This window comes from Ruegeria sp. YTSA219 (genome assembly GCF_059609985.1).
The window spans coordinates 85,068-111,518 of the sequence record NZ_JBXWMT010000006.1 but is presented as its reverse complement, the minus strand read 5'-3'; the positions used below and the strand labels follow the sequence as shown (position 1 = coordinate 111,518).

General features: G+C 57.7%; 22 protein-coding genes, 1 tRNA gene and 1 pseudogene. 8 read left to right on the top strand and 16 right to left on the bottom strand.

The window, feature by feature from the left end; genetic code table 11:
- Positions 1 to 66 precede the first annotated feature (66 nt).
- The 8 genes from AC2FFB_RS10670 (at position 67) to AC2FFB_RS10635 (ending at position 8,998) form a co-directional block, all read left to right on the top strand.
- Positions 67 to 942 (top strand): glucosamine kinase nucleotide-binding domain-containing protein, encoded by an 876-nt coding sequence (locus tag AC2FFB_RS10670; RefSeq protein WP_496689635.1) that lies wholly within the window; start codon positions 67 to 69, stop codon positions 940 to 942.
- Complete coding sequence (locus AC2FFB_RS10665; RefSeq protein ID WP_271949346.1) at positions 929 to 1,678, top strand: GntR family transcriptional regulator; 750 nt, start codon at positions 929 to 931, stop codon at positions 1,676 to 1,678. Before AC2FFB_RS10670 ends, AC2FFB_RS10665 begins: the two co-directional genes overlap by 14 nt.
- Before the next feature lie 19 nt (positions 1,679 to 1,697).
- Positions 1,698 to 2,726: an SIS domain-containing protein gene (locus tag AC2FFB_RS10660; protein WP_271949347.1), complete on the top strand. Its 1,029-nt coding sequence runs from the start codon at positions 1,698 to 1,700 to the stop codon at positions 2,724 to 2,726.
- A complete protein-coding gene (nagA, locus tag AC2FFB_RS10655; protein ID WP_281994951.1) occupies positions 2,723 to 3,859 on the top strand; it encodes an N-acetylglucosamine-6-phosphate deacetylase in 1,137 nt (378 codons plus the stop codon). The genes AC2FFB_RS10660 and nagA overlap by 4 nt, the downstream gene beginning before the upstream one ends.
- 138 nt (positions 3,860 to 3,997) lie before the next feature.
- Positions 3,998 to 4,072 (top strand) — tRNA-Gly (locus tag AC2FFB_RS10650).
- Between the two features lie 127 nt (positions 4,073 to 4,199).
- Positions 4,200 to 6,020: an ABC transporter transmembrane domain-containing protein gene (locus tag AC2FFB_RS10645; protein ID WP_496874890.1), complete on the top strand. Its 1,821-nt coding sequence runs from the start codon at positions 4,200 to 4,202 to the stop codon at positions 6,018 to 6,020.
- A gap of 151 nt (positions 6,021 to 6,171) precedes the next feature.
- Positions 6,172 to 8,061, top strand: coding sequence for an acyl-CoA synthetase (locus tag AC2FFB_RS10640; protein ID WP_496689643.1), 1,890 nt, complete (start codon positions 6,172 to 6,174; stop codon positions 8,059 to 8,061).
- A 13-nt stretch (positions 8,062 to 8,074) separates the two neighbouring features.
- Positions 8,075 to 8,998, top strand: a complete 924-nt coding sequence (locus AC2FFB_RS10635) for an alpha/beta hydrolase (protein ID WP_282027562.1) — start codon at positions 8,075 to 8,077, stop codon at positions 8,996 to 8,998.
- Positions 8,999 to 9,002: 4 nt separating this feature from the next.
- Here AC2FFB_RS10635 and AC2FFB_RS10630 read toward each other — a convergent pair whose 3' ends face one another.
- The 16 genes and pseudogenes from AC2FFB_RS10630 to AC2FFB_RS10555 all read right to left on the bottom strand — a co-directional run.
- Positions 9,003 to 9,839 (bottom strand): alkaline phosphatase family protein, encoded by an 837-nt coding sequence (locus AC2FFB_RS10630; protein ID WP_281994948.1) that lies wholly within the window; start codon positions 9,837 to 9,839, stop codon positions 9,003 to 9,005.
- Between the two features lie 143 nt (positions 9,840 to 9,982).
- Complete coding sequence (locus AC2FFB_RS10625; RefSeq protein ID WP_142636696.1) at positions 9,983 to 11,620, bottom strand: ABC transporter ATP-binding protein; 1,638 nt, start codon at positions 11,618 to 11,620, stop codon at positions 9,983 to 9,985.
- Positions 11,617 to 12,432, bottom strand: coding sequence for an ABC transporter permease (locus tag AC2FFB_RS10620; RefSeq protein ID WP_142636698.1), 816 nt, complete (start codon positions 12,430 to 12,432; stop codon positions 11,617 to 11,619). The genes AC2FFB_RS10625 and AC2FFB_RS10620 overlap by 4 nt, the downstream gene beginning before the upstream one ends.
- On the bottom strand, positions 12,432 to 13,388 hold the full coding sequence (locus tag AC2FFB_RS10615; protein ID WP_142636701.1) for an ABC transporter permease: 957 nt from the start codon (positions 13,386 to 13,388) through the stop codon (positions 12,432 to 12,434). The genes AC2FFB_RS10620 and AC2FFB_RS10615 overlap by 1 nt, the downstream gene beginning before the upstream one ends.
- 15 nt (positions 13,389 to 13,403) lie before the next feature.
- Positions 13,404 to 14,987, bottom strand: coding sequence for an ABC transporter substrate-binding protein (locus AC2FFB_RS10610; RefSeq protein ID WP_142636703.1), 1,584 nt, complete (start codon positions 14,985 to 14,987; stop codon positions 13,404 to 13,406).
- A 125-nt stretch (positions 14,988 to 15,112) separates the two neighbouring features.
- Positions 15,113 to 17,104, bottom strand: coding sequence for a CocE/NonD family hydrolase (locus AC2FFB_RS10605; protein WP_281972705.1), 1,992 nt, complete (start codon positions 17,102 to 17,104; stop codon positions 15,113 to 15,115).
- A gap of 51 nt (positions 17,105 to 17,155) precedes the next feature.
- The gene (locus tag AC2FFB_RS10600; RefSeq protein ID WP_496689652.1) at positions 17,156 to 18,259 is read right to left on the bottom strand and encodes a DUF4147 domain-containing protein; all 1,104 of its coding nucleotides are present in this window, start codon (positions 18,257 to 18,259) and stop codon (positions 17,156 to 17,158) included.
- Positions 18,259 to 18,696: a D-aminoacyl-tRNA deacylase gene (gene dtd, locus AC2FFB_RS10595; RefSeq protein WP_271949362.1), complete on the bottom strand. Its 438-nt coding sequence runs from the start codon at positions 18,694 to 18,696 to the stop codon at positions 18,259 to 18,261. Before dtd ends, AC2FFB_RS10600 begins: the two co-directional genes overlap by 1 nt.
- A 20-nt stretch (positions 18,697 to 18,716) precedes the next feature.
- Positions 18,717 to 19,385 (bottom strand): nitroreductase, encoded by a 669-nt coding sequence (locus AC2FFB_RS10590; protein WP_271949366.1) that lies wholly within the window; start codon positions 19,383 to 19,385, stop codon positions 18,717 to 18,719.
- Between the two features lie 85 nt (positions 19,386 to 19,470).
- Positions 19,471 to 20,580: a TFIIB-type zinc finger domain-containing protein gene (locus AC2FFB_RS10585; protein ID WP_281972708.1), complete on the bottom strand. Its 1,110-nt coding sequence runs from the start codon at positions 20,578 to 20,580 to the stop codon at positions 19,471 to 19,473.
- A gap of 18 nt (positions 20,581 to 20,598) precedes the next feature.
- Positions 20,599 to 21,090: a cytochrome b gene (locus tag AC2FFB_RS10580; protein WP_281994944.1), complete on the bottom strand. Its 492-nt coding sequence runs from the start codon at positions 21,088 to 21,090 to the stop codon at positions 20,599 to 20,601.
- A gap of 65 nt (positions 21,091 to 21,155) precedes the next feature.
- Positions 21,156 to 22,304: an SPFH domain-containing protein gene (locus tag AC2FFB_RS10575; protein ID WP_281994943.1), complete on the bottom strand. Its 1,149-nt coding sequence runs from the start codon at positions 22,302 to 22,304 to the stop codon at positions 21,156 to 21,158.
- Between the two features lie 22 nt (positions 22,305 to 22,326).
- Positions 22,327 to 23,331, bottom strand: coding sequence for a DUF2927 domain-containing protein (locus AC2FFB_RS10570; protein ID WP_496693850.1), 1,005 nt, complete (start codon positions 23,329 to 23,331; stop codon positions 22,327 to 22,329).
- Positions 23,300 to 24,490 carry a toxic anion resistance protein gene (locus AC2FFB_RS10565; RefSeq protein ID WP_496693849.1) on the bottom strand — a complete coding sequence of 397 codons (1,191 nt, stop codon included), beginning with the start codon at positions 24,488 to 24,490 and terminating at the stop codon, positions 23,300 to 23,302. Before AC2FFB_RS10565 ends, AC2FFB_RS10570 begins: the two co-directional genes overlap by 32 nt.
- 31 nt (positions 24,491 to 24,521) lie before the next feature.
- Positions 24,522 to 25,436, bottom strand: a complete 915-nt coding sequence (locus AC2FFB_RS10560) for a 5-bromo-4-chloroindolyl phosphate hydrolysis family protein (RefSeq protein ID WP_271949379.1) — start codon at positions 25,434 to 25,436, stop codon at positions 24,522 to 24,524.
- Between the two features lie 177 nt (positions 25,437 to 25,613).
- Positions 25,614 to 26,420: pseudogene (locus AC2FFB_RS10555) on the bottom strand (pseudouridine synthase); the annotation flags it as partial.
- Between the last annotated feature and the right edge of the window lie 31 nt (positions 26,421 to 26,451).

Here is a 26,451-nt window from a genome sequence, read left to right as displayed (position 1 = left end):
AATATTTGCGAGTAGCGCCAAAATCTAGGCTTTTCTAAATCAAATAGGTATTGTATTGGTATTGTCATGATTGAGTCCCTGCATAATGCTGTATTGGCCGTTGATGGCGGTGGAACGCGCTGTCGTGTGGCCTGTGAGGTTGCTGGAATCGCTCACAGCGTTGAAGTTGGCGCTGCAAACGTCTCGACTGATTTTCAGGCTGGCGTTTCACAGATAAAGCTGGGGTTGGACCAGCTGTCTGGCAAGCTTGGCATCGGGGTTGAGGGCTTGTTGGCAAGTCCTGCCTTTGTTGGTTTAGCTGGGATCACGGATCAGGCGATCTCAACTCGTTTGAGGGATGCGCTTGGTCTAAAGCACGCCCGGATAGAGGATGATCGTCCCGCTGCCTTGCGCGGGGCACTGGGTGCGCAGGACGGGCTGATTGCCCATTGTGGTACAGGCTCATTTCTGGCCAGACAAACTGGTAGAGACATGCGCTTTGCCGGTGGCTGGGGCTCGGTCTTGGGGGATGAAGCCTCGGCCCAGTGGGTTGGAAGGATGGCATTGTCCTTGGCATTGCGTGCGTCTGATGGAACGCAGACCCGTTCGGACCTTTTGACCACTTTGCTGTCCGAACATGACGGACCTGCCGGGATCGTTCGTTTTGCAGGGGCTGCAGACCCTGCGCAGTTTGGAGCGATTGCACCAAAAGTGACCATGGCTGCCCAAGATGACGACGTGGTTGCGCAACAAATCATGCGGGCAGGTGCTGCCTATCTGGCGGATACCGCCACGCATTTGGGGTGGAGCCCGGGAGCCGCGCTGTGTCTGACGGGCGGTATTGGTGGTCAATACGCGTCGTATCTGCCCGAAAACATGCAATCCGACCTGCGCGCGCCGTTAGGAGAACCGCTCGACGGGGCGCTCGCCTTGGCAAAGGAGGTCGAACATGAGCATTGCTGATTTTCTGCGTTCGGATTCCTGGCTGACCGCTGATAATGGGCCGCGATATGTCCAACTACGGCGAAGGCTGCAGGAGGGCATTGATACGGGTGTTCTGCCCCCCAAATCGTCGCTTCCGTCCGAGAGAGAACTTGTCGAGATCACGGACCTTTCGCGCGTCACCGTGAGAAAGGCGATTCAAGAGCTTGTCCAAGAGGGCGTGATCGAACAGCGCCAGGGCTCGGGCTCGTTCATCCGCGAGCGCATCCCACGGGTCGAACAATCGCTGACACATCTGACTTCGTTCACCGAAGACATGTCCAGCCGTGGAATGAAAACCGCGTCGAAATGGCTGGAGCGGGGGGTCTTTGCGCCGACCCAAGAAGAGATTGCCGCCTTGAGCTTGTCCGAGGGTGAGCAAATCTCTCGTATCTACCGATTGCGCGAAGCCGATGGCCGTCCATTGGCGCTGGAAAAAGCGGCGTTACCTTTGGATATCCTGCCGAACCCGATCGAGGTGACCACCTCTCTGTACGAGGTCTTGGATCGGCTGGGCCGCCGTCCTGTTCGGGCGGTTCAGAAGATCTCGGCCCTGAATTTGGCCGCGCGTGAGGCTGAACTTCTTGATGTTCCCGAGGGAGCCGCCGGGCTGAATATTGAACGTGTTTCTTTTCTCAGAAACGGACGCGTCGCCGAACTGACACGCTCGCTTTATCGCGGCGATGCGTATGATTTTGTCGCTGAATTGCGGTTGTAACCTGAAAGGACGGAACTAGATGTCCGTAGAACTCTCGAAGATGCGTCAGGAAATTCTGGAAATTCCTGATGCCGTAGACCGATTGCTAAGCAATGGGGCTGACAATATCCGCCACGCTGCCCAGTTGGCGCGCGACGCAGACCCGCGTTTTCTGGTCTCGGTGGCGCGAGGATCTTCGGATCACGCCTGCACCTATCTGAAATATGCATGCGAACTATTGCTGAACCTTCCTGTTGCCTCGGTCGGGCCCTCGGTCAACTCGATCTATGGTGCCGAGCTTCGGGCGCAGGGTGCGTTGAGCATATCGGTGTCGCAATCTGGTCAAAGCCCGGACATCGTTGGCATGACGCGCGCGCTGAAACGATCTGGTGCCGTGACGGTCGCCATTACGAACAATACGGAATCCCACCTGGCAGATGCCACGGACGCCGTCCTGCCTCTTCATGCGGGACCGGAATTGAGTGTGGCAGCAACCAAGACCTTTGTGACGTCTCTGGTGGCGGGGCTGTGGTTGCTGGCGGAAATCGCGGATGAGGCAGAGCTGAAGCAGGCCATATGGTCACTGCCCGGGTATCTTGGGAAGGCTGCCCAATGCGACTGGACCCCGGCCGCCAATGCGATTTCCGGCCGGTCCCTGTTTACCTTGGGTCGCGGTCCATCGCTGGCGATCTCGAATGAAGCGGCGCTGAAAATCAAAGAGACCTGCCAGATCCACGCCGAGAGCTATTCGACTGCAGAAGTTCTGCACGGGCCGGTCTCAATCGTTGAAGAAGGGTTTCCAACCATTGTGTTCGCTGCCAGTGATGCCGCTGAACAAACAACGGCAGAAGCGGCTGATGCGTTGGCGGCAAAAGGGGCTACCGTTTTTGCCACAACATCGGCGGTGAAACGGGCGCAGCCTCTGCCGGTCGTCAGAACGGACCATTGGCTGACCGATCCCATCAGCGCCATCACATCGTTCTACAGCATGGTTGAATCGGTCGCCTGCAATCGCGGAATTGACCCTGATGCCCCGCGTCACCTTAAGAAAGTTACGGAAACTGTATGACCTCTGAGACGGTTGTATTCAGAAACGGCGCCTATTTCGACGGCACACACCTGCTGGAGGGGCAGGCGGTTGTGTTTCGCCAAGGTAATTTGTCCGAGATCACCCCGGCAGACGGAACCAAAATCGCCGGGCAGCAGGTCGATCTGAACGGTGATATTCTCTGCCCCGGATTTGTGGACCTACAGGTCAATGGCGGCGGAAGTGTCATGTTCAACGATGACCCTTCTGTCGAGACTATCCAGCGCATTTCTCAAGCGCATAGAAAGCTTGGCGTCGCATCCTTTTTGCCCACCCTGATTACCGACACTGCGGCCAAGACCCAGCAGGCAATAGAGGCCGCGATCAAGGCTGTGGATGTCGGTGTTCTCGGTGTCGCTGGACTGCATCTGGAGGGACCGCATCTTTCGTTGGCGCGAAAAGGGGCGCATGACGCCGCGCTGATCCGCCCGATGGATGAAGAGGATCTGACCACCCTGATAGCCGCGGCCAGCCGATTGCCTTGCCTTAAAGTAACCCTGGCGCCAGAAGCTGTGTCTGAGCGACAGGTTACCTCTTTGGCTGAGGCCGGAATTCTGGTGTCTCTGGGTCATAGCGATGCGGATTTTGCGACCTGTCAACGTTATGCTGCGGCGGGCGCGCGCTGTGTCACACATCTGTTCAACGCCATGAGCCAGCTTGGAAACCGCGAGCCTGGTCTTGTGGGGGCGGCGCTGGCCAATGCGGGTTTGTCTGCGGGTCTGATTGCCGACAGTATACACGTACACCCTGAGGTCATGCGGGCGGCATGGGCGGCAAAGACCGGCCCGGCCCGGATATTTCTGGTCAGCGATGCCATGGCTGTTGCCGGAACAGAGGATGCCGAATTCAACCTTGAAGGGCGCCGTATTACCAGAACGGATGGCCGCCTGACGCTTGAAAATGGAACGCTGGCAGGGGCTGACCTGGATCTGACGACGGCTGTTCGCATCCTTGTCAAAAATGTCGGTGTCCCGCTGAAGGATGCGCTGAGCGCCGCAACGACCTATCCTGCGAAGTTGATTGGCTTGGCCGAATCTTCCAGTAAGAATCTGGCATCCATGATCCGTATTTCGGCGGATCTTGAAACTTGCGAATGGGCGAATGCCGCGCGTTGAATAAGCCGCGCGCTGCCGAAACGACCCCGGGATTACCGATGCGCCGGGGTCCGTCCCCGGGTGTCATATGATTTTGAATTTCGCGTGCGAACTGTGCTTGACGACACCTTGGGCATGGCATAAACCAGCCACCGCTGAGCGGGCGTCGTATACTGGCTATTACCTCAGCCTTCCAAGCTGATGAAGCGGGTTCGATTCCCGCCGCCCGCTCCAAATCAGCCCCAAAAGTCTGCGTCAAATAGCCTTTCGTTTGGGCCATTCGGCTGCACCGCTTGACCCGGCGGGTTGTAGACGCCAAGAAGCGGGATACCGGAATTCGAACACGATGTAAGGGCCTGACATGGCAAAACCCGTCTCAGCCAGTCCAGCAGCAAAACCCGCACCCGGTGCGGCTGAGGAACGGGCCAGGTCCAGGAAGATCGGTGTTCTGGCTTCGCTCTGGCCATTCATGAAGCCTTATCGATTGCAAATGATTGGGGCCTCTATGGCCTTGGTTCTGACCGCCAGCATGACGCTTACATTGCCTTTGGCTGTCCGCCGTGTGGTCGACAACTTTCGGATCGAAGACGGAGAGCTACTGGATTGGTACTTTCTGGCGGCGCTGGGCATCGCCGCGATTCTGGCCGTCGGAACAGGTATCCGCTACGCGCTTGTTACGCGCCTGGGCGAACGCGTTGTCGCCGATATCCGCAAAGCCGTTTTTGATCGCGTCATCGGGATGAGCCCCGAATTCTATGAACGTATCATGACGGGTGAGGTGCTGAGCCGGATCACGACCGACACCACGCTGATTCAATCCGTGCTGGGCTCGTCAGTCTCGATCGCTCTACGCAATATGTTGATGTTTCTGGGCGGGCTTGTGCTGATGCTGCTGACCTCGGCCAAGCTGACCGGGATGGTCTTGCTGCTGATTCCGCTGGTTGTGGTTCCGATACTGGTATTGGGGCGGCGCCTGCGGGTTATTAGCCGGGAAAACCAAGACTGGATCGCAGCCTCATCAGGCAATGCCGGCGAGGCGCTGAGCGCGGTTCAAACCGTTCAGGCCTTTACCCATGAGCAGGCCAGCCGAAATCAATTCGGTGAGATGACCGAAACGTCCTATACTGTCTCGCTGCGCCGAATTCAGACCCGGGCCGTGCTGACCGTCATCGTTATATTCCTGGTGTTTTCCGGAATCGTGGGCGTGTTGTGGATGGGGGCGAATGATGTCCGCAATGGTGTCATGACCGAGGGCGTTCTGATCCAGTTCGTGATCTATTCGATCATCATGGCCGGTTCGGTCGCGGCCCTGTCCGAAATCTGGAGCGAATTGCAGCGTGCGGCCGGTGCGACCGAGCGGTTGGTCGAGTTGTTGAATGCTCAGGACACCGTGAACGATCCCGGCCAGGCGCAAGTTTTCCCCGCGCCCGTGCGCGGCGAGATTCAGTTCGACGATGTGACTTTCCGCTACCCGGCGCGTCCGGGTGTCGTGGCGTTGAATGAACTGTCGCTGACAGTCAACCCCGGGGAAACCGTCGCATTTGTCGGCCCCTCGGGGGCCGGAAAAACAACTGTGATCCAGATGATTCAGCGATTCTATGATCCTGACTCGGGACGCGTTTGTTTGGATGGCATTGACCTGCGAGATTTGGATCGTTCCAATTTCCGCCGTCATATGGCACTTGTGCCTCAGGATCCCACGATATTCGCCGCATCGGCGCGCGAAAATATCCGATTTGGGCGGCTCGATGCGACGGATGCCGAGGTTGAAGACGCAGCCCGCGCAGCTGCGGCCCACGAATTCATCTCGACGCTGCCCGAAGGCTATGACAGCTTTGTAGGAGAGCGAGGCGTCATGTTGTCCGGGGGACAAAAACAGCGGATCGCCATCGCCCGCGCCATTTTGCGCGATGCTCCGATCCTGTTGTTGGATGAGGCGACATCGGCATTGGACGCTGAAAGCGAGCGCGCTGTGCAAGGGGCTGTCGACAGGTTGCGTGCAGGGCGGACGACGCTGATTGTTGCGCACAGATTGGCAACCGTGAAAAAAGCCGACCGCATCATCGTCCTGGAGAACGGGCAGATCGTTGCGCAGGGAACGCATGACGATCTGGTATCGCAGGATGGGCTGTACGCGCGTTTGGCACGGTTGCAATTTACCGATGGTGTTGCAGCAGAGTAACCTGATGGCGAGAAATTTTGTTTTGCGCCCCAGCGTCATTCTACATTCTGGGTTGTTCTGCCGTTAAGCCCTTACTTGCACATGAGCGGGTTTTACTTTCATCCTAGATGAGAGCCTGCGCGTGACGCAGTAAAAGTACAGGGAGGAACTAATGGCATTCGCGGGATTAGACGATAAGGCAAGAATAGAAAATGAAATGCCGTGGGAGGATCGAGACGTACCGGTAACCTTTCATCAGTTACTTTCTCGAACGGCGGCCAAGTTCCCCGACCACAAGGCCATTAGCTTTCAGCTGTTTTCCGGCCCAACCGATAAGGCCGAGACACTGACGTGGTCTGATCTGCTGGGTAAGGTCAATCAGGCCGCCAATCTTTTCAGATCTCTGGGTATCGGTGAAAACGATGTGGTGGCCTATGTGCTGCCCAACTGCAACGAAACTCTGGTGACCCTCATGGGAGGGGCCGTCGCAGGGATCGTGAACCCGATCAACCCGTTGTTGGAGCCCGAGCAAATCGCAGCAATTTTGCGCGAGACGAAAGCCAAGGTTGTTGTGACGCTAAAGTCATTTCCCAAAGCCGATGTTGCACAGAAGGTGGAAGAGGCCGTACGCCACGCGCCCGGTGTGAACACAATTCTGGAAATCGACCTGAATCGCTATCTGACGCCTCCGAAATCGTGGATCGTGCCCCTTGTGCGTCCCAAAATGGGCGACAAGGCTAAATTGGCTCATGCGGACTATTTGAATTTCAGCAAAGAGCTGGCGAAACAGCCCGAGACACTGACATTCGAAGACAGTAAATCAGACCGTGTTGCGTGCTATTTCCATACTGGTGGTACAACCGGCATGCCCAAGGTTGCACAACACAAATATTCCGGCCTGATCTATAATGGCTGGTGTGGTGGCACCTTGTTGTTCGACGAAAACGATGTGGTCATGTGCCCACTGCCCATGTTCCACGTCTTTGCTGTGCATGTGATCGTCATGGCTGCAGTGAGTTCGGGTGCGCATGTGGTCTTCCCGACGCCTCAAGGATATCGCGGGGATGGCGTTTTCGACAATTTCTGGAAACTGATCGAGCGTTGGAAAGTCAGCTTTATCATCACGGTTCCGACAGCGATCTCTGCCAAAATGCAGCGCCCTGTCGACGCCGATATCTCGTCAGTGAAAACGGCCTTCTCGGGCTCGGCTCCTTTGCCGGTTGAACTGTTCCGTCGCTTTGAAGAGGCCACCGGCGTCACTATAGTCGAAGGCTATGGCCTGACCGAAGCCACCTGCCTAGTGTCGTGCAACCCGGTGGATGGCGAAAAGAAGATCGGTTCGATTGGCGTTCCGTTCCCTTATACGGATGTGAAAATCCTTCAGGATGGGCCCGACGGTCCGACCGAATGTGGCACTGATCAGATTGGTGAGATCTGTATCTCGAACCCCGGCGTATTTGCGGGCAACACGTATACAGAGGTCGAAAAGAACGTGGGCCTGTTCCACTATGACAAATATCTGCGCACCGGTGATTTGGGCCGGTTTGACGATGATGGCTATTTGTGGATCACCGGTCGTGCCAAGGATTTGATCATTCGCGGCGGGCACAATATCGACCCGGCCGAGATCGAAGAGGCGCTGTTGGGGCATGAGGCCGTGGCATTTGCCGGTGCGATCGGTCAACCAGACGCCCATGCGGGCGAAGTGCCCTGTGCCTTTGTCGAATTGGTCTCTGGGGCCAGTGTGACAGAGCAGGAGCTGATGGAATACTGCAGAGTTCACGTTCACGAGCGTGCCGCGCAACCTAAGCACATGACTATTCTGGACGAACTGCCCAAAACGGCAGTGGGCAAAGTCTTTAAGCCCGAGCTACGTAAGCAGGCGATCACACGCATCTACAATGGTGCGCTTGAAGACGCAGGCGTTGCTGCGCGTGTGGTTTCGGTTCTGGATGATAAAAAGCGCGGACTTGTCGCGCAGCTTGACGCCAACGGTTCCTCGGACGACGATGTCAGCAAAGTGCTGGGATCGTTCACCCGGCCATGGGAGTGGGCTGCCTGATCGCGGAGGGGCTATGGACTATGAACGTCTGATTGATGAAGAAACCTGGGCGTTCATAAGACGAACGGCTGAAAGCTATCCTGATGACGCGGTCGAATTGTCGATCGAAGATCAGCGCGGCGTCTATGACGTAATGTGCAAGGATTTTCGCCAGCCTCGCCCAATGGGTGTTGAAACAGAAGACAGGCGCGCCGCTGGCGTGCCTGTTCGCATTTACACCGCAGGCAATCCAAGCCGGACGGTGATCTATTTCCACGGAGGCGGGTTTGTCGTCGGCGGACTGGACAGTCACGACGATGTCTGTGCCGAACTTTGTGCACAAACTGGGTATCGGGTGATTGCCGTGGATTACCGCCTGAGCCCCGAACATATTCATCCTGCCCAGTTTCACGATAGTTGGGCGGCAACCAACTGGGCGGTGCAAGAGTTCCAGGACCCTTTCGTTCTGGCGGGCGACAGCGCTGGTGGAAATCTGGCCGCCGCAGTTTCACAGCACGGACGGACGCAGTTTGACAATCTTCTTGGTCAGGTCCTCATCTATCCAGGCTTGGGCGGAGATTCGTCCCGTGGTTCCTATAAGGAACATGCCCATGCGCCTTTGCTGACGCTGGAAGATGTAAGTTTTTACGAGAAGGTGCGCTGTGGTGGAGATGTGCCGGAAAACGACCCGACATTTGCTCCATTGCATGACACGGATTTCTCGGGGCTGCCCCCGACCGTGGTGGTAACTGCAGATTGTGATCCCTTACGTGATGATGGTGCGATCTATTGCGAACAGATCAGGGCTGCAGGTGGGCAGGCTCATTGCATCAATGAACCCGGCCTTGTGCACGGCTATCTGCGGGCGCGCACCATGGTCAAACGTGCGGCGGACAGCTTCGAGAGGATCTCGGTGGCGATAGAGGCGTTGGGCCAGCAGATCTGGCCCTACGACTGATCCCCTACTTCAAGAAGGGCTGACCCTTCATGGTCTCGGCAATCGGGGCACCCAAACGGTCCAGAATCGTGGGCGCCAGCTGTAGCTGGTCGATCACAGCGTCCGCATCGGGGCCTTCGGCGTCACCGAAGTAATACAGCGCGGTTTCCTGCTGCAATGCGCCACGCCCACCGTGATGGCCACGATCGTCCTGGCCGTGATCTGCGGTGACGATGACGTCGTAACCCAACTGCCGCCAGCGCGGGATAAACGGGGCCAGCATTTCGTCCATCACGAAACAGGCATGGTCCATCTCTTCACATTCATGAAAGAACCTATGACCCATGCTGTCCAAAGTGCTGGTATGCAGCAATCCATAGTCCAAGCCATGGCGTAGGCAGAGATTGGTCAGCGTTGCGAACAGATCGACGTCACAGGGCGTCATCTGGTTGGCTTTGCCATAGCCTGTCATCGTGTGGAACCGACCATGATTGATCGTTTTGCTGTTGGGCTCGTCATATTCAACATCGCGGACATAGTCGAATGGATGGCGATTAAAGAATTGCGACCAGAAGCTGTGGGCCACAGCCCCAGTCACGCCGCCGGCTTCGCACACTTGGCTGAAGATGTCCTTCTGACTCAGGCGGAACACGTTGCCATTGCCGGTACAGCCATGCTCCTGCGGTGTTACACCGGTATGGATCGAGGCATAGCAGCTTGCCGAGATTGACGGTAGCACAGCGCGCTTCTTCCAAACGCGCGCCTCGCCGGTGTCGACCCAGCCTTCCAGATTGCCGAACAAGCGACGGAAATTGCGCCATGGAACACCGTCCAGAATGATGAGGAGAAGTTTGCGGTCCATGCTCTGACCCTTTTTCAGATTGCTTCAGCCGACCCTAAAAGATTCGGTGCGGTCTGGCTGCCTAATCCCGCCCCGAATGGCAAAATCCCGACACCTTGATCGAATGGCGCCGGGATTTCATAAACTTACGGGAAGGGCCGGGATCAGTTCCCGGCGCTTTCCATTTTGCGGTGGGCGACGACCTCTTCCAGCCAGCCCAGATGCATTTCGGGGACAGAGCTGAGCAGTAGGTCGGTATAGTCATCAAACGGTGGGCTCAGCACCTGCGACTTGGGGCCGTAGCGGACGACTCGGCCCTGATACATCACCGCAATACTGTCGCTGATCGCGCGCACCGTTGCCAGATCGTGGGTGATGAACAGATAGGCCACATCCTCGATCTTCTGCAGGTCCAGCAGCAGTTTGAGGATACCATCCGCCACCAGCGGATCGAGCGCCGAGGTGACCTCATCACAGATGATCATCTTAGGCTTGGCCGCCAATGAACGCGCAATGCAAACACGCTGTTTCTGGCCGCCAGAAAGTTCCGCCGGATAGCGATCCATGTACTTCTCGCCCAGCTCGATCTCATCCAGCAGTTCCACGATCCGCTTGCGCTTTTCGGCGCCGCGCATGTTGAAGTAGAACTCCAGCGGGCGCCCGATGATCGTTCCAACGGTTTGACGCGGGTTCATTGCCACGTCTGCCATCTGATAGATCATCTGCAACTCACGCAGGTCTTCACGGCTGCGGCCCTTCAGATCGCCACTGAGCTTGCGTCCGGCGAAATTGATCTCGCCATCGCGCGGCGGAAGCAGCCCGGTGATCACCCGTGCCAGCGTGGACTTGCCAGAACCGGATTCGCCCACAACTGCCAGCGTCTGCCCCGGATGAAGCTCGACATTGACGTTGTGCAGCACGTCGAAATTCAGCCCCTTATAGCGCGCAGTGATCCCGTCAACTGTCAGCACTGGTTCGGATGTTGGCTTCTTTTCTTCATGTTCGATGGAGCGGACCGAGACCAGCGCCTTGGTATACTCTTCCTGCGGGTTGTTGATGATCTGATCGGTGTTGCCGTACTCGACCGTGTTACCCATGCGCAGAACCATGATGTCGTCGCTGACTTGCGCAACGACTGCCAGATCGTGGGTGATATAGAGCGCGGCAACGCCGGTATCACGAATGGCTTCCTTAATGGCCATCAGAACATCGATCTGGGTGGTCACATCCAGCGCAGTTGTCGGTTCGTCGAACACCACCAGATCAGGCTCAGGACAAAGCGCCAGTGCTGTCATACACCGCTGTAGCTGACCGCCCGAAACTTGGTGCGGATAGCGATCACCAATATTGTCCGGATCGGGAAGCCCCAGTTTGGCGAACAGTTCCCGCGCGCGGGCTTCGGCCTCTTTACGAGAGAACTTCTTGTGCTCCACCGCGGCTTCGATCACCTGATCCATGATCTTCTTGGCTGGGTTGAACGATGCTGCGGCGGATTGCGAAACATATGCTACTTCGCCTCCGCGCAGATTACGGATATCGCTATGCGGGGTTTTCAGGATATCGCGCCCGTTAACCCAAACTTCTCCGCCGGTGAGTTCAACACCACCACGGCCATAGGCCATTGAGGCCAGACCAATGGTGGATTTACCGGCCCCGGATTCACCGATCAAACCCAGCACCTTGCCGCGTTCAAGGTCAAAGCTGACCCCGTGCACGATTTCGATATCATGGGGTTTTTCTCCCGGCGGGTAAACGGTCGCGCCGATTTTGAGGTCGCGGACCTTGAGAAGGGTATCACTCATCCCCGGCCTCCTTTCAGCGATGTGGTACGGTTCAGGACCCAGTCAGCAACAAGGTTGACCGAGATGGCGAGGGTCGCGATGGCAACAGCCGGATATAGCGCCGCGCCGATGCCATAGACGATACCGTCTTTGTTTTCCTTCACGATTCCACCCCAATCCGCCAGCGGCGGTTGGACGCCCAGACCCAGGAACGAGAGGGTCGAGATAAACAGAACCATAAAGATGAACCGCAATCCGAACTCGGCCACCAGAGGCGACAGAGCATTGGGCAGGATTTCCCGGAAGATGATCCAGATACGACCCTCACCGCGCAGCTTGGCAGCCTCAACATAGTCCATCACATTGATATCCACAGCGACAGATCGCGACAGGCGATAGGGGCGTGTGGCATCCAGCAGGCCCATCACCAGGATCAGGATCGGGACAGTCACCGGGACAATCGCCAGAATGACCAGCGCCAGGATCAGTGTCGGGATCGACATGACCAGGTCAACCGCTCGGCTGAGGACCTGATCGGCCCAGCCACCAAGAACAGCGGCCAGCAATCCCAGCGTGGTGCCGGTGGCAAAGCTGAGGATTGTGGCAGCAGCAGCGATAAAGATGGTCGTGCGCCCGCCATAGATCATGCGAGTTAGCAGATCGCGCCCGATATTGTCCGTACCCAACAGGTGTTTGGCACTGGACGGTTCCCAGACATCACCGACCACCTCGGCCATGCCGTAAGGAGCGATCAGAGGTGCGGCGAGCGCCACGAAAAAGTACAGCCCGGTGAAAAACAGACCGATCATGGCCGAAATAGGAAGATTCTTCATCATTTCGGGTGCCTCAGTCTTGGATTGGCAAGGATGGACACGATATCGGCAACCATGTTTAGCCCGATATAGACCGCAGCGAAGACAACGCCGCAGGCCAGAACCACAGGCACGTCACGCTTGGTCACCGAGTCCACAAGATATTGCCCCATGCCAGGGTAAACGAACACCACTTCGACCACGACGACGCCCACGACCAGATAGGCCAGGTTCAGCATAACAACGTTGACAATGGGCGAAATCGCGTTGGGGAAGGCATGTCGCGCGATGACCTGAAAACTGGACAAACCTTTCAGCTCAGCCGTTTCGATATAGGCCGACTGCATCAGGTTTAGGATTGCGGCGCGGGTCATCCGCATCATCTGTGCCAATACCACCAGCGTCAGCACAAAGGCCGGCAAGGCGATTGCATAGAGCTTTTCGCCGAAGGACATCGAATCGTTGATCATCGCAAGCGAGGAAAACCAGCCCAGTTTTACGGAAACGAAATAGATAATCACGTAGCCGATCAGGAATTCGGGGATCGAAACCGTGGTCAAGGTCACAGCCGAGATCAATTTGTCCGGCATACGGTTGCGATAGCGGACGGCCAACAAGCCAAGGAAGATAGCGAGTGGTACGGAGACGACGGCGGCGGCACAAGCCAGGAACAGCGTGTTGCCCAGGCGCTTGCCGATGCTTTCAGCGATATCCAGTTTGTTGGTCATCGATTGGCCCAGATCGCCTTGAACGATCCCGCCCAGCCATTCGGCGTATCGGGTCAGGGCAGGGCGGTTCAGCCCCATTTCCTCACGTAAGTTAGCAAGAGCCTCAGGAGTTGCGGACTGTCCCAGGACGGCTTGCGCGGCGTCTCCGGGCAGGGCTTCGGTCAGGCCAAAAATCAGGGCCGAAGCGCCAAACAGCAATAGGAGTCCCAGCGCAAGGCGCTGGGAAACCAATTTGATGATAGGATGCATGATCCGTGGTCCTTATCAGGAGAACCACATCTTGCGGGACATGTTGCCGTTCATCATCTCTTGGGTCGGGTCGCTTTCCCAACCTTCCAGCTGATTGCTGACACCTTCGACGAAATCATTGAACATCGGGCAGATTACGCCGCCTTCGTCGCGGACCATCATGCCCATCTGTTTGTAGATGTCCTTGCGCTTGTCATTGTCCAGCTCGGCGCGGGCTGCAAACAGCATCTCGTCAAAGGCCGGAACCTTGAACCGCGTGTCGTTCCAGTCTGCGGTCGACAGATACGCGGTCGAATACATCTGGTCCTGCACCGGACGGCCACCCCAGTACGAGGCGCAGAACGGCTGTACGTTCCAAACCTCGGACCAGTAACCATCGTTGGGTTCACGCTTGATTTCCAGCGGGATACCAGCCTGAGCCGCGGTCTGCTGGAACAGGGCGGCCGCGTCCACTGCACCAGGGAAGGCGCCATCAGCGACCTGCAGAATGATTGGCGAGCCGTCATGACCCGACTTCTTGTAATGCTCAGCTGCTTTTTCGATGCTGAATTCACGCTGCGGGATCGAACCGTCAAACAGCGGGTAGGCCGCGTTGATCGGCATGTCATTCCCAATCGAGCCATAGCCACGCAGAACCTTGTCGACCAGATCCTGACGGTTAATCGCGTGTTTCAGGGCCAAACGCAGTTCATTGTTATCAAACGGTGCCGTGTCGCAATGCATGATAAACACATAGTGGCCACGGCCTGCGGTTGAATGCACAGTCAGGTTCGGTGCGCGACCCAGCAGATCAGCAATCTTGGGCTCAACCCGGTTGATCGCGTGGACCTGACCGGATTGCAGCGCGGCGGTCCGGGCGGTTGCGTCATTGATAACAACCACTTCGACGCTGTCGAAATTGCCGTAATCGCTCCAGTGGTTGGCGAATTTCTTGAACACGTGGCGCACGCCGGGTTCGTTGACTTCCACTTGGTAAGGGCCGGTGCCAACCCCTGCGCCCGGATCTTCCATGCCGCCATCCGGCTGGATGATCAGATGATAGTCCGCCATCAGATAGGGCAGGTCGGCATTTGGTTCATTCAGCGTAACCTGGAAATTGTCGCCATCAGCCTTCATCGATTCGATGCCGCGCATGATGCCCAGAGCACCGGACTGGGAATCCTCGTTCGAGTGACGCTCCATGGTTTTCAGCACGTCTTCGCTGGTCATGGTCTTGCCGTTGTGGAATTCCACGCCCTGACGCAGTTTGAAGGTCCAGACCCTGGCATCCGCGCTGCCTTCGACGCTTTCTGCAAGGCGCGGTTCGATCGATCCATCGGGCGCAACCTCGACCAGTTGGTCGCCGAACTGCTTGCCGTTCTGGAACGGAACCGAGCTGGCATAGGTGGCCGGGTCAAGCGAGTTGGTGGATTCCCCGCCCTGCAGGCCAAATTTCAGATCACCGCCCTTTTTCGGGCCAGCCGCGCGTGCAGCATCGGCAAACATTGTGCTGGCCATCGCAGCAGACACACCAAGTGCTGCAGCTTTCCCCATAAATTCGCGGCGGGTCAGCTTGCCAGCTGTAACCTGCTTGGCCATGTGAGTGATTTGTTCGTTCATTCAGATATCTCCCAGTGATTTATCTCGTCAGCCCCTGACGGGTTTTTTTATTGACGCGCCAGTCAAGTTAGGCGCAATTCGGTTGGTCGAGCAAGAAAAAAGTCCGGCTCAGACCTGCTTGAATTTCACATATGATTACGCGGTACGGTATCCTCCTTAGTCTTTGAAAATACCAAACTGCCGTTTTCAAATGCCTTGAGTTCAGCACAGAGGTAGAAGTTTCCGGCGTCTGACCACATTTCGCAAGATGTTTCTGTACGCAGCTCTGTGCCGTCACGGATTATCTCTTGTGTCCAATGGCAATATCCGCGCGCAGATAAGGGGTCATCAGGGCGAATCGACCAACGTTCAAAGGCTGTTCCGCCATGTGTCAGGCCGTGGTGGTTGTCCGTAACAAGGCCAAAGTCATCTTCGATAATCAGATGAGTTTCCCCCGAGTTCATGTCAGTTTCGACCTGTCGAGAGTTCCGGCTGTCTCGGACAGTCGTGATGTCGTGTGCGGCCTCGGCATCCGGGGGGGGGAATACATATGCCTCGCTAGCCGCGTGACGGATGGGCAGCTTGATTTGGCCCTCGGTCAGATGCAGTTCTGCAGACTCGGGCGAAGGCCAGATCAGCGGCCAATAGGCGCTGGATACCGCAATCCGCAAGCGGTGTCCCCTTGGCACCCGATAAGCGATATGGTCCAGATTCAGCGTGACCTCGTATACCTTGCCTGGGACCAATTCGGTCGGTTGCGAATGGGTATCGCGATGGCACAGGTTAAGGACACCGTATGTTATGCGTGTTGTTGCCCCATCGGGATGGACGTGATTCAAGCGCACTGCCATCTGGGCATGGGGACGGTCGGCACTGATGTGCAGGCATATTTGCGGCGCGCCCACGATGTTCAGATCATTGGCCAGTGGGGCGCTGTCGAAACAGGCCGAAAATGCATCATCCACACGCTGATCGCCCGGCATATCCGGCCCCAACCAGATGGCGCAGTATTCTCCGCCTTCCATCCCGCAGGTCTGGGGGGATCGGATGCACGTGTCCAGCGGTCCGGGTTGGTCCAGCCCAACATTAGAAATATTCAGAGTTTGAATAGGAAGATGCGAGGTCGCGCCTTTATCCTCGGTTATCCAGCAACCGGGCCGTTCCTTGTACCAGCGCTGGGGGCGTACCCCATCCATAAGATAGGCGCGATAGTCGGGTTCCTGGTCGACGCCAGTATCCTGGCCTTTCAACCAATGGTCCCACCAACGCAGGGCCTCTTGCAGAAATCCGATTCGGGGCTCCGGAACAGCAAAATGCGGATACTTGTGAACCCATGGTCCGACGATCCCCTTGACCGGAGAATCAAGCTGTTCAACCAATAAAGGCACCGTATTCTTATAGGCATCGCCCCAGCCGCCAACAGCCAAAGTCGCCGCCCGGATAGCGCTGAAATCCTCGCAGACTGACCCGTGACGCCAATAGGCATCCCGAGTCTGATGGCGCAACCAGACAGAGGGCAGAAAGGGCTCGTTCTCAAGGCGGTCCAGCCACAGCTCGCGCCAGTTCGGACGCAGGGCCGGATCGGGAGCGCGCGATGAATAAGACCACATGGTCGCGCCCCAGCCGAGATTTTCGTTCAGCAGGCAGCCACCCTTGTAGTGGATGTCGTCCGCATACCGGTCGGCGGTCGAGCACAGCGTGATAATCGCCTTCAGCGCCTCTGGCTGTAGTGCCGCCACCTGCAAAGCATTGAAACCGCCCCAACTGATCCCCATCATTCCTACAGAACCAGAGCACCACGGTTGCTGCGCCAGCCACTCGATAGTTGCAACTGCATCGTCCAGTTCCTGCTGGGTATACTCATCCTCCATCAGCCCTTCGCTGTCACCATTGCCGCGCATGTCGACGCGGATGCAGGCATAACCGCGCTTGGCAAACCAAGGATGGGTCAGGGCGTCTCGTGTCGCAGTGCCGTCGCGCTTGCGATAGGGCAGGAACTCCAGAATGGCAGGTACAGGGTGGCTTTCTGCATGCGACGGCTTCCATATCCGGGCTGAAAGCCGGCACCCATCCGGCATGTGAATGCCGACATCTGGCAGGTCTTCGATGTCGAGTAGCGAATTGTCGGCTGGATTCATTCAGTCAGTCTCGGGGCCAAAAGGGTTTTGGTGCAGGTGAAAATCGTCAAATCAGCTTCGGATTGCGACAATAAGGTCCATTACGTTGGTTCCGGTCGGCCCGGTGACGAAAAGAGCATTTGCGCGTTCCAGATAGCTGCCGCTGTCAGCATCCCGCAGCGCCTTTTCCGCACCATCGCCCCAAATGGTCCCGTCAACAATCGCCCCCGCGGCCTGGGTCGGCCCGTCGGTGCCGTCGGTGCCCCCGACAAGCAGCGTCAGCCCAGCAATACCCGCGATTTCTCTGGCCAACGCTAAAGCGAGGGCCTGATTGCGCCCACCCTTGCCTGGATTTCTGGGCAGCACGACAGTTGGCTCTCCACCGAAAACCATGACGCCTTCGGGCATATTGCGCAGCCGTGGCCCCAAACGGGCTGCTATGCTTTTCAGGTCATCGTGCAGACATTCCTCATTCGCTAAAACGGGTGCGCCCTCGGCCATGGCCAGTCGGGCGGCGGCAGCACGGGCATGCTTGTTCGATGCAACGATGCGCGCAACTCCCTGAAAATCGCGCGGCTCAGGAAGTGCGCCAATGCCCGATCCGATAACGTTCAGGTCATCGCCGGGCACATCGGAAATCGCCAGAACAGTCGCCTTCGCTCCTTTGAACTGGGCCAACAGGCCAGACCCTTTGATTTGGGACAGTTTGCGCCGTTCGGCGTTCATTTCAGAGATATTCAACCCTTCCGACAGCAGTTTTCGGTTCAACTGCTCCAGATTCGCCAGCGTATTGCCGGGTACAAGGTCCTCAGCCAAAGACGAGGCCCCGCCCGAAGCCAGCAGCAGCAAATGCGAAGATGATCCCATCGACTGGACCATCTCACGCAGTGCGCGGCCCGCTTGCAGACTGCGGATATCAGGAACGGGATGAGAGGCCTCGATCACCCTGACATGGTCAGGCAGGGCGTCCCCGTGGCCATCCTTGGTGACAACTAGCGCGGGGAGGGGGCCGAAATGGTCCAGCGCTGCGCGGGTCATCGCCGCCGCAGCTTTGCCGACAGCCAGAATTTGGTTGGGTTGCTCTACATCGTTCAAGGCGGATAACGTCGCCGCATATCCACCAACCGCGTCAACCCCGGCCTGCCATATTCGGGTTGCCTTTTGCCTTTGCTCCATCAGCTTTCGACCCAGATCGTGACCGGGCCGTCATTGACCAGTTCGACGGCCATATCCGCCCCGAATTGACCGGTTTCGACAGGGACGCCAAGACCACTTAGCCGATGCGCGAAAACCTCATACAAGCGTTTTCCAACCTCTGGCGGTGCCGCTTCAGAAAACCCCGGGCGGTTCCCGCGCGAGGTATCAGCGGCAAGTGTGAACTGGCTGATTACTAGGGCCGAGCCGCCCGTATCCAGAACCGACCTGTTCATCTTGCCGGCCTCATCCTTGAATATCCGCAGCTTTGAGACCTTGGCAGCAAGCTGTTCGGCCTTTTGGTCGTCATCCCCCTGCATCGCGCAAACCAGTATCAGCAGGCCCGGACCGGTTTGTCCGATCACCGTACCCTCGACCGAGACTTTTGCCAGCGAGACCCTCTGCAACAGCGCACGCATTTGGTTCCTCCATTTGATGGTCAGTCGACCCACTCGACAAACGCGTCGGGCGCGGCGCGACTGGTTCTAAACCTGTTGGCCGGGTGGTCTTTGTCTGCATAGCCGAAAGAGATCGCACATAGGATCAGACGGTCATCCGGGATGTTGAAATATCGGTGCAGAAAAGGGCCATAGCTGGCCACTGCGGCCTGCGGAATTGTCGCTATGCCCAGAGCCTGCGCCGCTAGGGTGAAGGCCGTAACAAAGCCACCACAATCCATCGCGCCATAAGCGCCGAGTTCCGTTGGGCTGGATATGATTGCACAATGGGGCGCTCCGAAAAGGGCGAAATTCTCCATCATCTGCCGGGTGGACCCGGCGCGATCTCCGCGTTCAACGCCAACGGCTTCGTAAAGGGCCCAGCCGCATTCACGGCGGCGTTCCTGGTAGATGCCCGAATAGGAGGCAGGAAAGGGCAGGTCCGGGGATGGCGTGTCCGCGGTTACCTCATCCTGCAGAGCCTTCCGAAACTTATCGGTCTCTGGCCCGCTGGTGATGGTCACGTTCCAGGGCTGCGCATTGCACCAGCTTGGAACGCGGGCTGCGCTGGTCAGGATCTGATTAATCTGATCCTTTGGCACCGGGTCAGACAGGAAGGCGCGGCAGGAATGCCGTTGATCCAGTAGACTGTTCAGAGCGGATAGTGTCACACAGGCCTCCCCATCGGCGTTGACAGGGCGCAGGATGAGGTCAGACTGGCGGATGTTCAAGTGCTGATGCGGTTAGCCGGTCACGTCATTGCTGACCGGTTGCCACCATGTAACCAACACCGGCAGCTACCAAAAGGCCAAGGCACACGGCGACAGAGATCTTGAGCGCTGACCAGGGACGTTCCCCCTGAACGCGCCCGGTGCGGCCGTTTACTACAAACCTGTACGTCTGCCCCCGATATTTGTAGGCGGCCATCCAGATCGGCAGGAGGACATGCTTGAAGGTCACATCCCGCACATCGGTCTCAACCGCATGAACGCGCTGCCGATCGCCACCAATATCAAAGCGTACATCCCGTTCTATCACGCGGGACATATGTGTGCGGGCTTCGGTGTAGCCGTCATTCAATTCGACTGTATAGGCCTCGGCCCGAAAACCGGCGAGGTACTCAGGCTGATACGGTTCCAACGCGGGTAAATCCCAGGGTTCCAGCGCGTCGGTGTACTTCTTGGGCAAAGACTGGGATGCCAAAACCAGAACGTCATCAAAGAACCGTGCGACCCGGCCCGATTTCGGGGACCATCTCACCTTGGCGACCCTTTGCTGTACACGCTTGCCATCGCGCATGACGCTGCGTGTTTCATAGTAAACTATGCCGCGCTCGCCCCGATATGTGGATTTCGTATCCGCATCGAAGGTCCAGTATGGAACATAGATACCCTGCATCTTGCGCCCTTTGCGGGCATAATCCTTCAACCCGTTTGGGGCGAACCATAACCGTCCCAGCCAGTCTCCCATCGCCTTATGCGCAGTGCGTTCATCCAGCGCAAAGGGCAGCACGCCGCGGGGTTTGATGTGACGGCTGATGCCGGTATCCGTCACTACTGGGGTTGCGCAAAAGGGGCATTCGGCTGCGTGCGTGGCCGGGTCAAATTCAACTTGAGCCGCACAGTTGGGGCAGGTCAGAACACGCGTTTCCTCGATCTCATCGTCAGGCAGCTGATCCGAAAGCGCACTGTTGAAATCCAGCTCTTTCAGGCTGGAACCGCCCCACGGTCCGGCGCCAATTGCCTCTGAGTGACCGCAATGGTCACAGGTGAGCGTACCATCACCGGGATTGAACCGATAATCCGCCCCGCATTGATCGCAGGGAAAGCGGTGTTCGTCTACAATGTTAGGGTCGGTAGGGGCCATTGAAGTCTCGAATTTGCGTTATCGGCCAGAGGACAGGCGCATCCGGTTCAGCACCCCGTCCCGTTTGATGAAATGATGCCAGATGGCAAAGGCAGCGTGACCTAATGCGACGAACAACAGGGCATTGCCCACGGTTTCGTGGACCTCACCAGCAACATGGATACCCCCGAACCAGGCCAACATGCCGAAGATTGGCACCGCGACCATCAGCGCATAAAGCAAGAGATGTCCCAACTTTGCTGCGGTCGCCATCAGGGCCGAGCTCTCCTCAACCGGGGCAGGCGCGCCCTGTCGCCACCGTAGAAGGATGCGGACCAGGATCAGCGCAAAGACGATGCAGCCAAGCCAGACATGAGGGGTGGCCCCTTCTGTCCAGACCGTGTTGCCCTCGAGCCGGGCGTGCAGGGCCCGTCCCATGCCATCGCTGCTGATCCATTCGCCGATGATGATCACAGCGATCAGCCAGTGCAATACGATTTGGGGCTTTGAGTAGCGGTCCAAAGTAGACATTCGTTTGCTCTTTCAGAGAGGTTGCGGATACGCGTTAAACGTTGCTGCCTAAGCTTTCCGTCACTTCAGGCTCCGGGCGGGGGTGGCGGCAGGATCGTGAACAACTGCGCCAGTTCCTGTACCTCACCCGCCTTTTTCCAGCCGTCCTGACCGGCGGTCCAGACATGGGTGTCTCGTGTGATCTCTCCGTCTGTCGCCATGCGGCCCATCTTGGCCTTGGAAAATGGCCCGCTGGTTTGCCCGTCAACGGCGATATGCCAGACATGTTCCACTGGCGGTGGCGGCGGAGGCGCCGTATGCGCCGCAGGTTGCTGGGCAGCGGGGGCGGAACCGCCCCACGGACCGCTCGGCTGACCCGCTGCCATGTTCGACATCTGCTGTGCCATGGCCATGCCCATTCCCATGCCAAGGCCAGCGCCCATGCCACCGCCCTGACCGGGATTGTTGGCCGCGGCTGTCATCGCCTCAGCGGCTGAATACTGGGTGAATTTACCCAGATCACCAGCCAGCCCCATCGATGTCCGCTTGTCCAGCGCCGCTTCAACTGCGGGTGGCAGTGAGATGTTCTCGATATAAAATTCAGGCATCTCCAGCCCGTACCCGTCCAAGACCGGGGTCACTTCTGCCGCGATCAACTTGCCCAGATCGGCGGTATTGGCGGCCATGTCCAGAACCGGAATGCCTGATCCTGCGATGACCCGGCTGAATTCCTGAACGATGATATTGCGCACCTGAAAGCTGATCTCGTCCATCGTGAACTCACCATCGGTGCCGACGATTTCGATCATAAATTTTGCTGGGTCTTTGACCCGGGTTGTATAAGTACCGAAAGCGCGAATGCGGGTCGGTCCGAATTCCGGATCGCGCAGCATGATCGGATTCTTGGTGCCCCATTTCAGGTCATTGAAGCGAGTCGTGTTGACGAAATAAATCTCGGATTTGAACGGAGACTGAAAGCCATGGTCCCAATGCTGCAGTGTCGTCAGGATCGGCATATTGTTGGTCTCGAGCATATAGAGACCAGGAGTGAAGACATCCGCCAGCTGCCCCTCATGCACGAAAACGGCCGCCTGGCCTTCGCGCACGGTCAGTTTGGCGCCGTATTTGATCGCATGGCCCTCGCGTTCGAACCGCCAGACCATCGTATCGCGGGTGTCGTCGACCCAGTGGATGACGTCGATGAACTCGCCGGTCAGAAAATCGAAAATACCCATTTGGGGTCTCCTTATCTTGGGCTCACAGCTGCTGGCCCATCAGTTCGCGCGCAATGATCCGCACCACGGGACGCGCGTCTTCGACAGCCACGCCAGGCTCAAGACGCGGGTCATAGAGCATTGTCAGTAATTTCTCGTCATGGCTGGTCAGCAGCGCAAATTCATCGTCATCATTAAAGATGGAGGGTCGCGCAGCGTTGCTGTCATTGGAGAGTCCCAGCCCCTGCGCCATTTCTTCGTGGATGCAACTGCGCCGCAGCATATCAGGCAATTCAGCACGGATCAGCACCACCGCCCGAACAAACCGGTGCAGGGACCGGTTGGTCGGAGACGCGATGACAAAACAGTCAATATTTGAACGCGGGTTTGCAACCAGGTCTAGCAAAGGCTGATCGATACCGGGCACAAGCTGTTTCAGGCGGGAGACCACGTATGCACTGTCATCCTTTCCCGCGAAAAAGACATGGAAATTTGCCTTGCGGGTAACGACAGACATCGGATGGCCGGTCACTTTGGACAGCCGCGCGGTAAAGATCTCGACCTGTTCGGCATCCTTTGCCCGCATTTCGGGGGACACAGACGGGGCGAATTCTGTCTGAACACGGATAGGGGCGGACCATCGGCTAAGCTGGCCCTCGGTCGAGTATGTGGTCGCGGTGACGGCGTGATCTGGGTACTCGTTGAAAAAGGCAATCGTCTCGAAATTCCGCTCCAGATCGCTGGCATCATAGGGTGTGTCCGGCCCGCCGCCATCGCTGCGCAGCATACCACGCGTTAGCAGGTCACGTTCTACCCGCTGATAGAACCGCGCAAGATCCTGACTGGCCGCAGATGGAGGTACATAGGCATTAGGGGCAGGCGCTGGGGGGGCTACGGGGCGCGGTTGAGGGGCAACCGAAGACGTCAGGGCCTCGTCGCAGTTGGCCAGCGCCAGCAATGCGACCAGACCCAATACAGGCTTCAGATATCCCTGTGACCGCACCTTCAATCCACCATCAGCCCGGAACAGCTGTTCCGGCGTTGTCACCGATACCGTCCTTGCGCGCTTTGGCTGCGGCCAAAGTGTCGCGCAGTTCGGTTTCCATCTTCTGCAGCTCTTGCTCGGCAGCGGCGCGTTTGGCCTTGCCTTCATCCGCAATCTCCAGGCTTTCATTGATGGTTCCGATCAGATCGGCATTGGCCTGTTTTACGGCCTCGATATCAAAGACACCGCGCTCCATTTCCTGACGGATCACCTTGTTCGACTCGCGCAGGTTGGCGGCATTCGCAGTCAGAAGGTCGTTGGTTAGGTCATTCGCATCGCGCACGGCGGCGGCGGCCTCGGCGCTGCGCTGAATGGTGACGGCTTGTGCCAGCTGGGTTTCCCAGAGTGGCACGGTGTTCACCAGGGTCGAGTTGATCTTGGTCACCAGGGATTTGTCATTTTCCTGAACCAGACGGATCGAGGGCAGCGACTGCATGGTGACCTGCCGCGTCAGCTTCAGGTCATGCACCCGGCGTTCCAGATCATCGCGCGCAGCACGCAAATCGCGCAGCTCCTGCGCTTTCATCACCTGATCCTCTTCGGGAGCGGCCTGAACCTCGGCCTCTTTCTGAGGAATGTCCTGACTGTCCAGTTCGTTCAGCTTCTCTTCGCCGGCCGCGATGTAAAGCGCCAGCTCATCATAAAAGCCCAGCGTCTTTTCATACAGGATGTCCAGGGACTTGATGTCCTTCAACAGCGTATGTTCATGCGAAAGCAAGTCATCCGTGATCCGGTCGATCTGGCCTTGAACCTGTTCGTATTGGGCGGTGAACTTGGCGAACGGGGCGGCCTTGCCCAGCAGTTTTTCCCACCAGCTACGCTCGCGCCGCACGTCGAGTTCGCTGACCGAGAAACCACGGATCGTGGTCACGATGTTACGCAGGCTGTCACCTGCCGGACCGACATCTTTGTTACGTACATCCGCCAGCATCGCCTGGCTGATTTCCTGCAACTCGGCCTGCGCACCCGAGCCGAAGGACACGATGGAATTCGTGTTCCCCATGTCGATCTCGCCCATGCGTTTACGAATTTCAGCACCTACAGGCTCGTCGGCCTCTTTCAGAAGGACAATTTCCGCCGTGGGGTCGGGCAGGGCGACGGCGGTCACTTCCTGTAGCAGCGTTTCGGCTTCGACTGCCTTGTTCTTTACTTCCTCGGACATGGGGTAATCCTCTCTGTATACTTCGGGCCGGTCAGTCCAACCGAACGCCTTCGCGCTGCAACCGTTCGCGCAGCACGTCAATTTCAACCGTCAGATCGCTGCGGTCATCCAATAGCATCTTACGGGTCCTGGCAGAGAAATTCTGTTCCAGGTCATCCAGTAGAGACGAGTAATTCTGCAGCGACTGTGCATCACGTGTTCTCGCATAAACATCCGAGAACTTGACCGTCGCGTCACGGGCACCCTGCAGATAGACGGTCAGGTATTTTCTTGCTCCGGCCAGATCGCGCGGATCTTCTTCGACGGTGCGAAACAAATCGCGGGCAGTTTCCTGAAATCGCTCGACCCGCGCTTCGATCCGGCGGTCCCCAGCACGTTTGATGGCGTCGGTCATTTCGGTCAGATGCGCCTCAGCGTCTTCGACTACCCGTGCGACACGGTCCTGCTGAAAGGTATCGATGCCTTCCATGCCTTTGTCTGACATAGGGTCCAGGCCGAAGGAAACGGAATGCAACACAGCAGCGGCGGTGCCGAATAAAACTGGGGCGATGAGGCTGGCGTCAGACACGGTTGCCGCATCGAGAAACTCGGATCGGTATGAGGCCAATCCAGCCCCAAGGCCGGTCAGAACGCTGGAAAATATCTTGCGGGGAATTGCCGGGCGCCGGGCTGTGCGCCGCGCGTTATAGGCCGCTTCGGCCCGCAACCCTTCGCGCAGCAGAAAGGCCGCCCCGGTCAGCAAACCAGCGGCAATCAGGCCAATGGTCATCCCGATTGCACCGTCGTTCAGCGACAGAAACACCAATGGAACAGCCGGGATAAACAGGATATTAGCCCGTGCTCCAGCTGGTTCTACGCGCGCGCCATCAAACTGACCGCGCGCCGGTTGATCTGTCGACGAATCTGAGTCGTTTGGGCTGTATTTGCCGCCAAAGCGTTTGGCCATGTGCTTACAGCCCTCCCAGTAACCCGGTGCAGACGCCGAACAACAGAACCAATAAGGCCACGTAAGCCAGTTTTTGTACTCCGGACCCGGACATGATGCTCCCTGAGTTTCTCTTTGCGGAAAACTTAGGGGATGCGCGGCCCCGGCGCTAGGGGGAAGGTTACCTAACCCTTATCATTTGCGAGATTTCTTGCCGATCGGAGGCCGTTTGCGCTGTGGCCGTGCAGGGCGTTTGGCCGGAGCCTCGGGCTCAGCCTCAAGACCAAGCTGATCACGCATGACCCGGCGGCGAATTTCCTCGACCTCTCCGGGTTTCAGTTTGCCCAACTGAAACGGGCCGTACGAGACGCGCAGCAACCGGTTCACGGCAAAGCCGATATCCTCGATCGCGCGGCGGATTTCGCGGTTTTTACCTTCGCGCAGGCCAATGGTCAGCCAGGCGTTTGCACCCTGTTGCCGATCGAGTGTTACTTCCATCGGTTGGAACCGTTCACCCTCGATCACCAGCCCCTTTCGGAGCGGCGCGAAATCCTCGTCTTTTGGACGCCCGTTTACACGGACGCGGTATCTGCGCAGCCATCCGGTGGCAGGCAGTTCCAGCTTGCGCTTGATGCCGCCATCATTTGTCAGCAACAGCAACCCTTCCGAGTTCAGGTCAAGCCGCCCGACGCTCATGACGCGGGGCATGTCCTCGGGCAACTTGTCGAAGATCGTCGCGCGGCCTTTTTCGTCCTTCGTCGTCGTAACCAGACCGGGTGGCTTGTGGTACAGCCAAAGACGTGACGGTTCCGGCTCGGACACCGGCTTGCCGTCGACGGTGATCTTGTCTTTGGCGGTAACGTTCAGCGCGGGGCTGTCGATGGTCTTGCCGTTCACAACCACACGACCTGCTTCGATCATGCGTTCCGCTTCCCGGCGCGAGGCGACGCCAGCGCGGGCAAGGACTTTGGCGATCCGGTCGCCTGGAGGAGGGGTATTAGTCATTTGCAGCCCATAGCGCATCCCGCCGCCTTGC